Source organism: Pseudoflavonifractor phocaeensis (assembly GCF_021531815.1).
Lineage (GTDB): Bacteria > Bacillota > Clostridia > Oscillospirales > Oscillospiraceae > Lawsonibacter > Lawsonibacter phocaeensis_A.
The window spans coordinates 108,571-120,830 of record NZ_JADYUM010000003.1; the positions used below are offsets into that span (position 1 = coordinate 108,571).

The window sequence follows — 12,260 nt, forward strand, 5'->3', positions numbered from 1 at the left end:
AGAAAAGTGACGCCCGGCCGGCGAGGCCAGCCTATCCTTCCGAGGCACGGATAGATTCCGCGGCGCTCTCCCCCGCCGCCCGTCCGGTGGCCCAGGCGATCTGGAGGTTGAAACCGCCCGTATAGGCGTCCACGTCCAGCAGTTCCCCGGCGAAGTACAGCCCCGCCGCCTTCTTGGAGGCCATGGTCTTGGGGTCCACCTCCGAGACTTTCACCCCTCCGGAGGTGATGATGGCCTCGCTGATGGGCCGGGGCCCGGACACCGCCACGGTGAAGTGCTTGAGCAGCTCCAGCAGCCGCCGGCGCTCCCCTCTTGTCATATCGTGGGCCTTCTTCTCTCCGGGGATGTCCGCCCGGGCCAGCAGCACCGGGATCATCAGCCGGGGGACCAGAGCCCCCATCAGGTTGGCCATGTCCTTGTTGGCGTTCTCCCCCAGCTCCCGCACCAGGCGGGCGTCCAGAGTCTGCTCATCCAGGGCGGGCTTTAAATCGATGGAGCAGGCGTACTGCTCCTTGCCGAAGTCCCGCATGTGGGCGCTGGCGGACAGGACCAGGGGACCGGACATGCCAAAGTGGGTGAACAACAGCTCACCCTGCTCCTGGTATACGATTTTACCCTTTCGGCCCCGCACCGTCAAGACCACGTTTTTCAGGGCCAGCCCCTGCATCTCCCCGCAGAAGGGATCCGGGGACTCCAGGGGCACCAGAGAGGGGCGGGGCTCCACAATGGTGTGGCCCAGCTCCTCCGCCATCCGGTAGCCGTCTCCGGTGGATCCGGTGGCGGGATAGGAGGCTCCGCCTGTGGCAAGGATAACCGCCTTACAGCTCAGTCCGGTCCGGTTTTTGCCCTCTCCCATCTCCACGGCGCACACCGCTCCGTCCCGCAGGCAGACCGCTGAGACCCGCTCCTGGAGGATGGGCACCCGCAGCCGTTTCAGCTCCAGAAACAGGGCGTCGATGATGTCGGCGGACTTGTCCGACTTGGGGAATACCCGGTTGCCCCGCTCCACCTTCAGCTCTACCCCCAGGCTGGTGAAAAATTCCTCCACAGCGGCGGGGGTGGTACGGCTCATGGCGCTGTACAAAAAGCGGCCGTTCCGCGGAGTGGCAGCCAGAGCCTCCTCCGGGGTGCAGTGGTTGGTCACGTTGCACCGGCCCTTGCCGGTGATATACAGCTTGCGGCCCACCTTGGGGTTGCGCTCGACGAGGCAGACCTCCGTACCCATCCGAGCGGCGGTGATGGCCGCCATCATGCCGGCGGCCCCGCCGCCCACCACGATCAGATCATAATGGGCGCCGCTCACTCCTGCACCTTCTCATAGACGCCGTACTCGTCCCAGATCCCCTCCAGGGTCTCAAAGGTGTGGGCCAGATCGTCATTCTTCTTCCGGCTCACCGCCACCAGCAGGGCGTTGACCAGAGACAGGGGAGCCACCAGGGAGTCCACAAAGGAGGCCATGTCGCTGCGGGCCTTCAGCGTGTAAGTGCAGATGGGGGCCAGGGGGGAAGCCTCACTGTCGGTGATGGCGATGGTGGTGGCCTTCCGGTCCCGGGCGAAGCTCATGGCCTGGACGGTACGGCTGGAGTACCGGGGGAAGCTGACGCCGATGACCACGTCCCCCTCCCCCACCCGGAGCAGGTTCTCAAAGACCTCGCTGGCGGTGTTGGCGGACACCTTCACCACGTTGTCGAAGATCAGGTTGAAGTAGAAGGACAGGAAGGTGGCGATGGCGGCGGAGGACCGCACGCCGATGATATAGATCTTCCGGGCGGACACAATGGTGTCCACCGCCTTGTCAAAGGCGGCCCGGTCCAGTTCCTCCAGGGTCAGGCGGATCTTCTCCATATCCGACTGGAGGACCATGGCCAGCAGGTCCTGGTCTCCGATCCGGTCGTTGGTCACCTCGATGCGCTGGACGGAGGTGAGGCGGTTCCGGATCATCTTTTGCAGGGATTTCTGCATATCCGGGTAGCCGTCATAGCCCAGCTCGGCGGCGAAGCGGACAACAGTGGATTCACTGACCCCCACCTTCTTGCCCAGGCGGCTGGCCGTCATAAAGGCGGCCTTGTCATAGGACTCCAGGATAAAATTGGCGATCCTCTTTTGACCCTTGGAAAAAGTGTGCATATTTTCCTGGATCAGCGCAAGGATATCATGATTCATTTCTTTTTCATCTCCCAATCTGTCGGCCCTGCACAGGGGCCGGCACTGGGTATATCTTACTCTGTTCTCCCATAAAATGCAAGGGCTTTTTGCAGGAAATTCATTTTTCCTTGCAAAAAGCCCCGGTCAATCTTCCTTTTTTCCCTCCTGGGACAACAGCAGCAGCTCCTGTCCGGTCAGCGCCCGCCACTTTCCCGGCGCTAGGCTCCGGTCCAGGGAGAGGCCTCCCTCCCGGATCCTCTTGAGCCGCAGCACCGTCAGCCCCGCCTGGGCGCACATCCGACGGACCTGGCGGTTCTTTCCCTGGTGGATGACGATGGACAGCTGGGAGACCCCGCCGATTACCCTGCCCCGGCGCACTTTGGCCGGAGACAGCATGTCCCCGGCCAGCTCCATGGGGGCGGACAGGATGGGCAGGGCCCGCTTCACGTCCCCGGTGACCCAGACCAGGTACTCCTTTTCGATCTCATGGCTGGGATGGAGGAGCCGGTGGGTCAGCTCCCCGTCGTCGGTGAGGAGGAGCAGCCCCTCGGAGTCCATGTCCAGCCGCCCCACAGGCCAGACCCGCGCGCCGCAGTCCGACACCAGGTCGGCCACCGTCCGCCTCCCTTTTTCATCGGAAAGGGTGGTCACATAGCCCCGGGGCTTGTTCAGCATCAGATAGGTCCGCCCGCCTCCGGGGTCCAAGGGGGTCCCATCCACCAGGATCTCATCCCGGTCCGGGTCAGCCCGGTCCCCCAGGTGGGCGGTCCGGCCGTTTACCGTCACCCGCCCGGCGGTGATCCATCCCTCCGCCGTCCGACGGGAGGCCAGACCGCAGGCGGAGATCAGTTTTTGCAGCCGTTCTTCCATAGGGACGCCCCCTTTCTCTCTGTATCGGTGAGATTTGCGTGGCGGCGGTCAGCCGCCCCCGCGGAAACACTCAGTCTGACAGCTCCTCCAGCCGCTCTTTCAGGCGGTCCAGAAAGTCCACGCTCGCTGTCCGGTCCGCCGTTACCGCTTCTCCCGTCACCAGGGGCACCCGGCCCACCTCCTGGTTTTCCAGGAAATAGACCGCCTCCCCCACCGCCGTCCCCGCGGGCAGAGGTCCCTCCAGCACCTCCCGGTCCAGCCGCAGCTCCCGGCGGACCTGCTCCTCTCCGGTCAGGCACAGGGAGAGGCTCCCCCCCGCCTTCACCGGACAAAAGGGCACCAGACTGCCCGACGTGGGCACCCGGCACAGGGTATCTCCCGCCCGGACCGCCTGCTCCCCACGGTAGTTGGCAAACCCATAGTCAAAGAGGGCGGCGTGGTCCGCCCAGTCGTTGGGGTCGTTAAGGGTGACGCAGATCAAGGTCAAGCCGTCCCGCTCAGCCGCCGACACCAGGGTCCGCCCCGCCTTCTCGGTATATCCGGTCTTCATGCCGATGCAGCCCTCATACCGCCACAGCAGCTTGTTGTGGTTGGTGAAGATCCGGGTGCCCAGGGTGATGGACTTGGTGGACACCATTTTGGCCAGAGTCTCGTTTTCCAGGCAGGCCCGGGCCAGCAGGGCCATATCGTAGGCGGTGGAGTAGTGGTCCCCGGCATTGAGGCCGTTTGGGTTGGCAAAGGAGCTGTCCTTCATGTCCAGTTCCCGGGCCTTCTCGTTCATCCGGGCTACGAAATCCTCCACCGTCCCGCCGCAGTGGCCCGCCACCGCCAGGGCGGCGTCGTTGCCTGACCGGAGGATCATCCCGTAAAGCAGGGTCTCCAGGCTTACCTTCTCCCCCGGCCGCAGGTAGATGGAGGAACCCTCCGCCCCCGCCCACTCCGGGCGGATGGTCACCTCTTCCCCCAGGTCGTGGCCCGACTCCAGGGCCACCAGAGCGGTCATCAGCTTAGTGATGCTGGCGATGAGCCGGGGTTCGTGGGCATTTTGCTCATACAGCACCCGGCCGCTGTCCGCTTCCATCAAAATGGCGGAGGACGCGGAGGTGCCCGCCGCGAAAGCGGCGGGCAGAGAGGTCATGATGATGGTCAGGGCGAGGACCGCCCTCAGGACCCGCTTCATAGCTGTCACCTTCCTTAGAAATGGACACTTGACACTAGTATGAAGCGGTATTTCTCCATTATCACGGGGAAATTTTTGAAATTATCCCATCATTCGGCAAAGTCGCTCTCGGCGGCCTGGGCGGCCTTCTGCTCCTTCTTGGCCTGCTGGCTCTCGATAAAGCCGGTGACCTTGTCCACCACCTCGGGCACCGTCTCGATGACCCGGTCCACGGTGGTGGCGGGGGGCGGAGCCACAGGCAGCAGCTTGACGCTGCCCTCCCGGACCACCAAGAAGGCCACGGGCTCCAGCTTGGCGCTGGCGCCGCTGCCGCCGCCGAAGCTGTTGTCTCCGGCGGGCTGCTTCTTGGTGGAGAACTCGGTGCCCCCTCCGGCCACGCCGAAGGACATCCGGGATACCGGGATCAGAGTCACCCCCTCCGCCTGAATGGGGTTTCCGATAATGGTGTTGGCGTCAGCCATGGTGCGCACATGCTCCATGGTGGTGCTGATGAGCTCAGCCAGGGAATTGTTCTTTTCCATACCGTCAGGCCGCCTTTCTCTCCTGTTGTTTCAGTTTCTGCCGTCTCCGGACGGCGAGGAAGCCCCGCAGGGCCTTACATCCGAAATAAAGTCCCAGCCAGAGGATCTGGCCGATCTTGAGGGACAGGGAGGCCCGGCCATATACCGTCATCCCCCCGGACTCAAAGTCTACCCGCACCCGGGCGTGTCCGTCCTTCACATGGAAGGCGCGGGTCAGGGGCTCCCACAAAGCCCCCAGGGCGGCGCTGGCCTGGCCGTACCGTATGGCGGCGTCCGCCGGGTCGGCGGCCCCTACCGTCAGTTCCAGTTCCAAAGTGTCCATCCGGATCTTGCTGTACATGCTGCCCACCGCGTCCAGAGCCACGGGCAGCAGAGTCCTGGCGTAGTCCAGAGCGCCCCCCGCCTTCTCCGCCAGCGGGACCTCTGCCTTGGGCTTCTCCTTCTTCTCCTTGGGAGGCTTGGCCTTTTTCGCCTTCTTTTTGGCGGGCTTGTCCTTCTTTTTCAAGGGGAACACTTTTATATGCAGCTTCCCCAGCCGCACCCAGGCAAGAAACCCTTTGGCGCTGTACTCCGCCAGACCGCCCACCCGGACCTGTCCGATCAGAAGCAGGACGGCCAATACGATCAAAAGGATTTTCATTCCTCACCCGCCGGGGGCTCCGGCTGGGCCGGGGAGGACTCCTCCCCCTCCTCCTGGGCCTTCAGCTTGGCTACAGCCGCCTCCAACTCCAGGGTCATCTGCTCCCCCTCCTTGGAGGCGTCGGGCAGCTCAGGCAGCTCCTCCAGGCTGGACAGGCCGAAGGAGCGCAAAAAGTTCTTGGTGGTGCGGAACAGGGTGGGACGGCCGGGGACCGCCAGACGGCCCGCCTCCTCGATGAGCTCCCGCTCCAGCAGCAGGCTCACGGTGTAGGCACTGTCCACTCCCCGCACCTGGTCCACATAGGCCCGGGTCACCGGCTGGTAGTAGGCGATGATGGCCAGCACCTCCAGCGCCGGCTGGGACAGGCGGGCGGGCTTGCGGCTCTCCAGGGTCTTTCGGATATAGGGGGCGAACTCCGGGGCGGAACACAGCTGGTAGCTGGTGTCCAGCCGCAGCAGGCGGATGCCCCGCCGCTCATAGCTGTACTTGTCCATGAGCCGCTGGGCCACCGCGTCCAGGGTGGGACGGTCCACCTCCAGGCCCAGACACAGCCGCTCCACGGCCACCGGCTCACCGGAGGCGAACAGCACCCCCTCCAGGGCCGATTCCAGTTCTTTGATCTCCATGGTCTCCCCCTCTCCTTATTGGCTGTATTGGCTGTCGGCGGTAAACTCCACCGCCTCGCCCGTCTCCTCCTGGGTGCAGGTGACGGTGCAGTCCTCCTCGGTGCCGGCCAGCCGGACCCGGTGGGCCTTGCACAGCTCCAGCACCGCCAGGAAGGTCGCCACCACCTCGGAACGGCTGCGGTTACCCTTGAACAGGGCCCGGAACCGGGTGACCCCGAATTGGACCAGGCGGTGGATGATCTCTCCCGCCTTGTCGGCCACGGGGTAGGGCTCCCGGCCCACGATGCCCTGAAAGGCGGCCCCCGGAGGCGGCAGCTTGTTGTCCGAACGGCTGAGTACCGCCGTCATGGCCTTCAGCAGGTCCTCCTTCTCATGGACATAGCGGTAGGTCTTGTCAGGCTGAATGGCCTCGGGCACCTTGGTCAGGTAGTCCCGGCCATAGCGGTAGCGGTCGTCCAAGGATGGGACCACCGCCTTGATCTTCAAGTAGTTCTCGTTGCGCTGGTGGGCCTCCAGAGTGGCGATGAGCTGTTCCATCTCGCTCATGGCCTCCTCGTCGTGGATGGACAGCAGCATCCTGGTCTTGATATAGATGAGGTGGGAGGCCATGGTGACAAATTCGCTGGCTACCTCCAGGTCCAATTCCTTCCGCTTGTTCATCCACTCCAGGTACTGGTCCAGGATCAGGGAGATCTGGATGTCCTTGATCTCCATCTTGTTCTTGCTCAACAGATGGAGGATCAGGTCCAGGGGGCCCACGAAGTCCTCCATGCTCTCCTCTTTCGCCTTCACCACCCCTTCCAGGTGGTAGATGGGTGCCTCCAAGGGCTCACCTCCCCCGATTTTTCCAGATTCATTCAAGATATTATATCAGTTCAAGGGAGAAAAGACAAGTTGAACGGGCGGCGGCAGTCGGATAAATTTTAGTTACCGTTTCTTAAGGCCCCCTTCATCGAACATGTAAACTAAAATCTATTATTCCATACAGCAAGATTCCCCCGACACGCCAAGCGCATCGGGGGAATGTAAGCAAATCATTTGAGCCCCGCCCCTGACAGGATGGCGGACAGCAGGTCCTCCCTGCCCGTCCCCTTCTCGGCGGAGAAGGGGATGACAGCAGTTTCCTCATCCAGCTCCAGGGTGTCCCGGATGGTTTGGAGGTTTGGCTCTATCTCGCTTTTTTTCAGCTTATCCAGTTTGTTGGCTACCACCACCAGGGGACAGCCCGTATCCTTGAACCACTGGGCCATGGTGCAGTCATCGGCGGTGGGCTTGTGCCGGGAATCCACGATCATGACTCCCAAGGTCATCAACTCGGGGTGGGCAAAGTAGCTCTCCATCAGCTTGCCCCAGCGGTCCCGCTCGGACTTGGACACCTTGGCGTAGCCGTAGCCCGGCAGGTCCACCAGATAGAAGGCTCCGTCAATCTTGAAATAGTTGATATGGATAGTCTTGCCGGGGGCCGCCCCCACCCGGGCAAAGTTCTTCCGATTGAGCAGGCGATTGATCACCGAGGACTTGCCCACGTTGGAACGGCCGGCAAAGGCCACTTGGGGCAGGCCGTCATGCAGGAAATCCTTGGGGGAGGCGGCGGAGAGGATAAACTCCGCCTTTTGCAGATTGATGGCCATTTTCTCCTCCTTACAGCCGCAGTCTGGCGGCGGACTGGTCCTGAACCGTGGGGACCAAAACCGTCTCCTGCTCTTTCCGGGCGGGTTTGCTGCCGCCGCCGGACTCCACTGCCGGGATCACATTCCGGACCAGCGCCTGATCCAGCACCTGGTCCGCCCGCTCCACCAGAATGAAGTGCAGGGCTTTCCGCACGGTCTGGTCGATCTCCTCCAGGTCCTTTCCGTTGTCCGCCGGGATGATGACCGTCTTGATGCCGTTTCGGAAGGCGGCCATGGTCTTCTCCTTCAAGCCTCCGATGGGTAGCACCCGGCCCCGCAGGGTCACCTCTCCGGTCATGGCGATCCCCCGCCGCACCGGAGTCCCGGTGAGGGCGGACACCATGGCGGTGGTGATGGCAATACCGGCGGAGGGTCCGTCCTTAGGGACGGCTCCCTCGGGGAAGTGGACGTGGAGGTCCTTTTCCTTATAAAAGTCAGAGGGGACGCCCAACCGGTCAGACTGGCTGCGGATATAGCTCAAGGCCGCGTGGGCCGACTCCTTCATCACGTCGCCCAGGTTGCCCGTCAGCTCCACCTTTCCGGAGCCGGGGACCACGTTGACCTCCACCTCCAGCAGCTCGCCGCCGACGCTGGTCCAGGCCAGACCGTTGACCACGCCCACACGCTCCTCCAAAGCCTGGCGCTCCGGGTAATACCGGGGAACACCCAGGAACTTCTGGAGCTGTTTTTCTGTAATGCGGATTGACTTTACATCATTTGATACTACCTGCATGGCCGCTTTGCGGCAGATGGCGGCCAGCTTCCGCTCCAGGATCCGGACGCCGGACTCCCGGGTATAGGAGGCGATGATCTCCCGAATGGCCCCGTCGGACACCTTCAGCTGCTGACGGGTCAGCCCATGGCGCTTCAGCTCCTTGGGCAGCAGGTGTTTTTTGGCGATCTGGAGCTTCTCCTCATCGGTATAGCTGGACAGCTCGATGACCTCCATCCGGTCCAGCAGGGGCCGGGGAATGGTGTCGGTGGTGTTGGCGGTGGTGACAAACAGCACCTCGGACAGGTCGAAGGGCACCTCCAGGAAGTTGTCCCGGAAGGTGGCGTTTTGCTCCCCGTCCAATACCTCCAGCAGAGCCGAGGCCGGGTCTCCCCGGTGGTCGCTGCCCAGCTTGTCGATCTCGTCCAGAAGGATCAGGGGGTTGCAGCTCCCTGCCTGGTTGATGGCGTTGATGATGCGGCCGGGCATAGCCCCCACATAGGTCTTGCGGTGGCCACGGATCTCCGCCTCATCGCTGACGCCGCCCAGAGAGATGCGGGCCAGCTTCCGGTTCATGGCCCGAGCCATGGACATGGCAATGGAGGTTTTGCCCACGCCGGGCGGGCCGACAAGGCAAAGTACTTGCCCCTTTAAGTCGGGAGCCAGCTGCTTGACAGCCACAAACTCCAAAATGCGCTCCTTCACCTTTTCCAAACCGAAGTGGTCCTGGTCCAGAGCTTTCTTCACGGCGGAGACACTGACCTTCTCCTTGGTGGTCTTGCCCCAGGGCAACTCCAGGCACACATCCAGGTAGCTGCGCAGGACGGTGGCCTCAGAGGAACCGAAGGGCTGCTTGGTCAGGCGGTTCAACTCCTTGGTCAGCTTCTCCCGCACCTGGTCGGGCAGCTGGGCGCCGGCGATCTTTTTCCGGTACTCCTCGAACTCGTCAGAGTCCTCCCCTTCCCCCAGTTCCTGCTGGATGGCCTTCATCTGCTCCCGCAAATAGTAGTCCCGCTGGTGGCCGGAGATCTGATCCCGGGCCTTGTTCTGGATCTCCGCGTCCAGGGAGAGGATCTCCACCTCCCGCTCCAGCAGGCGGTAGAGCTTCTCCAGCCGGCGGACAGGGCGCAGCTCCTCCAGGATCTCCTGCTTGTCCCGGTTGCGCATGGCGATGTTCTGGGCGATATAGTCGGCGATGTAGCCCGGGTCCTGACTGGCCAGCACATGGATCAGCAGGTCGGGGGACACCTTGGGCGCCAGTTCGGTGTACTGCTGAAACAGCTCGTAGGTGGAGCGCATCAGCGCCTCCTGCTTGGCCGTGGCACGGCTGCCGGGCTCCTCAGCCGGGATGGCCTGGACCTCCGCCTCCAGGTAGGGTTCGGTACGGGTCAGTTGGACCAGACGGCCCCGGCTCTGCCCCTCCACCAGCACCCGCACATTGTCCCCCGGCATCCGGAGGATCTGGCGGACATTGGAGACGGTACCCACGGTAAACAGGTCCTTTTGCTCCGGCTGTTCCACGCCGATGTCCTGCTGGCCCACCAGAAACACCGGACCTCCGGTGTTCATGGCCTCCTCCAGGGCTTTGATGGAGATGTCCCGGGCCACCTCAAAGTGGATCATCACATTAGGGAACACCGTCAGCCCCCGCAGGGCGATGGCAGGCATGGTGGACACATCGGTCAGGTTCCATTCTTTGCTCATAGCAAATTCACTTCCTCTCAGGGGTATCAGCGGAGGAGCGAGAAAGCGCGTTCTTCTCCCGTCCGCTGACAATATCGGCAAAAACGCCCCGTGGCCCGCCGTATCGGGGTGCCGCGGGACGTTTCCGTTTTCATTCTTTCGGTATCAGCCTGCGTGGGTGCCGGGCATTCCGCCCCGCTCCGCCCGCAGGGAGGCACGGCCCAGCTTTGGCCGCTGTTTCCGCTCCGGGTCCCGGGTCAGTTCGGGGGCGGCTCCCTGCTTCACGCTGTCAGCGTGGATGGACACCTTGACGATGGTGGGGTCGGAGGGCACGTCATACATCACCTTGGTCATGACCTCCTCCAGCACAGCCCGCAGGCCGCGGGCGCCGATGCCCCGCTCCACCGCCCGGTCGGCCACCGCCTCCAGGGCGTCCCGTCCAAAGTCCAGCTCCACCTGGTCGTACTCCATCAGCTTCTGGTACTGCTTCACCAGGGCGTTCTTGGGCTCGGTGAGGATCTTGACCATCTGGTCCCGGTCCAGAGACTCCAGGGTGGTGATGACAGGCAGACGGCCCACCAGCTCAGGGATGATGCCGAATTTCAGCAGGTCCTGGGGCTGGATCTCCGCCATAAGCTGGCCCACGTTCCGGTCCTTCCGGCTCTGGATCTCGGCGCCGAAGCCCATGGCCCGCTTGTCCAGGCGGTTTTCGATGATCTTGTCGATGCCGTCGAAGGCGCCGCCGCAGATAAAGAGGATGTTCTTGGTGTCCACCTGGATGAACTCCTGATGGGGGTGCTTCCGGCCGCCCTGGGGCGGGACGTTGGCCACGGTGCCCTCCAGGATCTTCAGCAGAGCCTGCTGGACGCCCTCGCCGGACACGTCGCGGGTGATGGAGGTATTCTCGCTCTTCCGGGCGATCTTGTCCATCTCGTCGATGTAGATGATGCCCCGCTCAGCCAGCTCCACGTCATAGTCGGCGGCCTGGACCAGACGCAGCAGGATGTTCTCCACGTCGTCGCCCACATAGCCCGCCTCGGTGAGGGTGGTGGCGTCGGCGATGGCGAAGGGCACCTTCAGCACCCGGGCCAGGGTCTGGGCAAAGAGGGTCTTGCCGCAGCCGGTGGGGCCCATGAGGAGGATGTTGCTCTTCTGGAGCTCCACATCCTCTCCGCCCCCGAAATAGATGCGCTTGTAGTGGTTGTAAACCGCCACGGACAGGGCCACCTTGGCCTTCTCCTGGCCGATGATATACTGGTCCAGAACGGCGTGGATCTCCTTGGGAGTGGGGATCACGTCGGGAATCTCGTTGTCAATGGCAGGCTCCTCCGGGGCATAGCCGTCGTCCAGGATGCTCATGCACAGCTGCACGCACTCGTTGCAGATGTAGGCGTTGGGACCGGCGATGATCCGGCGGACCTGGTCGGAATGTTTGCCGCAGAAGGAACAGCGGATATTTTTCTCGTCGTTTCGAGCCATGGATACACCTCATAAACACGTTCCTGGGGAACAGATAAGTCGGCGGGGGGATGGATTCTCCCCCGCCGGCGGGGAAAAGCCCTCAGCGGTGGTCGATGACCTTGTCGATGAGGCCATACTCCATGGCCTCCTGGGCGGTCATGAAGTTGTCCCGCTCGCAGTCGGAGGTGACCACCTCGATGGGCTTTCCGGTGTTTTCAGACAGGATGCGGTTCATCCGCTTCTTGACGATCTCCAGCCGCTTCAGGTGGATGGCCATATCGGTGATCTGGCCCTGGGTGCCGGCGGAGGGCTGGTGGATCATGATCTCGGCGTTGGGCAGGGCCAGACGCTTGCCCTTGGCGCCGGAGGACAGCAGGAAGGCCCCCATGGAGGCCGCCATGCCGATACAGATGGTGGACACGTCACACTTGATATACTGCATGGTGTCGTAGATGGCCATGCCCGCGGTGACGGAGCCGCCGGGGCTGTTGATGTAGAACTGGATGTCCTTGTCCGGGTCCTGGGCCTCCAGGTACAGCAGCTGGGCCACCACCAGGGAGGCGGTGGTATCGTTGACCTCCTCGGACAGCATGATGATGCGGTCGTTGAGCAGGCGGGAGAAGATGTCATAGGACCGCTCGCCCCGGTTGGTCTGTTCTACTACATAGGGAACTAAACTCATAATTGAAACTCCTTTTTCAGACGAGATACCAAAGTATACCCGCCCAGCCGGAAAACCATTCCTCCGGCCC

12 protein-coding genes are annotated in these 12,260 nt (G+C 62.9%); all 12 read right to left on the reverse strand.

Annotated features, from left to right (window positions below):
- Positions 1-31: 31 nt before the first annotated feature.
- Positions 32-1,303: a BaiN/RdsA family NAD(P)/FAD-dependent oxidoreductase gene (locus tag I6E42_RS02800; protein ID WP_328284072.1), complete on the reverse strand. Its 1,272-nt coding sequence runs from the start codon at positions 1,301-1,303 to the stop codon at positions 32-34.
- The gene (locus tag I6E42_RS02805; RefSeq protein ID WP_235370410.1) at positions 1,300-2,163 is read right to left on the reverse strand and encodes a MurR/RpiR family transcriptional regulator; all 864 of its coding nucleotides are present in this window, start codon (positions 2,161-2,163) and stop codon (positions 1,300-1,302) included. Before I6E42_RS02805 ends, I6E42_RS02800 begins: the two co-directional genes overlap by 4 nt.
- 126 nt (positions 2,164-2,289) lie before the next feature.
- A complete protein-coding gene (locus I6E42_RS02810) occupies positions 2,290-3,015 on the reverse strand; it encodes a pseudouridine synthase (protein WP_235370411.1) in 726 nt (241 codons plus the stop codon).
- Between the two features lie 70 nt (positions 3,016-3,085).
- Positions 3,086-4,195: a D-alanyl-D-alanine carboxypeptidase family protein gene (locus I6E42_RS02815; protein ID WP_235370413.1), complete on the reverse strand. Its 1,110-nt coding sequence runs from the start codon at positions 4,193-4,195 to the stop codon at positions 3,086-3,088.
- Between the two features lie 89 nt (positions 4,196-4,284).
- Positions 4,285-4,716: a GerW family sporulation protein gene (locus I6E42_RS02820; RefSeq protein ID WP_235370415.1), complete on the reverse strand. Its 432-nt coding sequence runs from the start codon at positions 4,714-4,716 to the stop codon at positions 4,285-4,287.
- A 4-nt stretch (positions 4,717-4,720) separates the two neighbouring features.
- Positions 4,721-5,356, reverse strand: coding sequence for a DUF2953 domain-containing protein (locus I6E42_RS02825; RefSeq protein WP_235370417.1), 636 nt, complete (start codon positions 5,354-5,356; stop codon positions 4,721-4,723).
- Positions 5,353-5,982: an SMC-Scp complex subunit ScpB gene (gene scpB / locus I6E42_RS02830; RefSeq protein ID WP_235370418.1), complete on the reverse strand. Its 630-nt coding sequence runs from the start codon at positions 5,980-5,982 to the stop codon at positions 5,353-5,355. Before scpB ends, I6E42_RS02825 begins: the two co-directional genes overlap by 4 nt.
- 15 nt (positions 5,983-5,997) lie before the next feature.
- Positions 5,998-6,807, reverse strand: a complete 810-nt coding sequence (locus I6E42_RS02835; RefSeq protein WP_235370419.1) for a segregation and condensation protein A — start codon at positions 6,805-6,807, stop codon at positions 5,998-6,000.
- A gap of 209 nt (positions 6,808-7,016) precedes the next feature.
- Positions 7,017-7,613 (reverse strand): ribosome biogenesis GTP-binding protein YihA/YsxC, encoded by a 597-nt coding sequence (gene yihA / locus I6E42_RS02840; RefSeq protein ID WP_235370420.1) that lies wholly within the window; start codon positions 7,611-7,613, stop codon positions 7,017-7,019.
- A 10-nt stretch (positions 7,614-7,623) separates the two neighbouring features.
- A complete protein-coding gene (gene lon / locus I6E42_RS02845) occupies positions 7,624-10,068 on the reverse strand; it encodes an endopeptidase La (protein WP_235370421.1) in 2,445 nt (814 codons plus the stop codon).
- Positions 10,069-10,212: 144 nt separating this feature from the next.
- A complete protein-coding gene (clpX, locus tag I6E42_RS02850) occupies positions 10,213-11,526 on the reverse strand; it encodes an ATP-dependent Clp protease ATP-binding subunit ClpX (RefSeq protein ID WP_235370422.1) in 1,314 nt (437 codons plus the stop codon).
- 82 nt (positions 11,527-11,608) lie between these two features.
- Positions 11,609-12,190, reverse strand: coding sequence for an ATP-dependent Clp endopeptidase proteolytic subunit ClpP (gene clpP / locus I6E42_RS02855; protein ID WP_235370423.1), 582 nt, complete (start codon positions 12,188-12,190; stop codon positions 11,609-11,611).
- Positions 12,191-12,260: the final 70 nt, after the last annotated feature.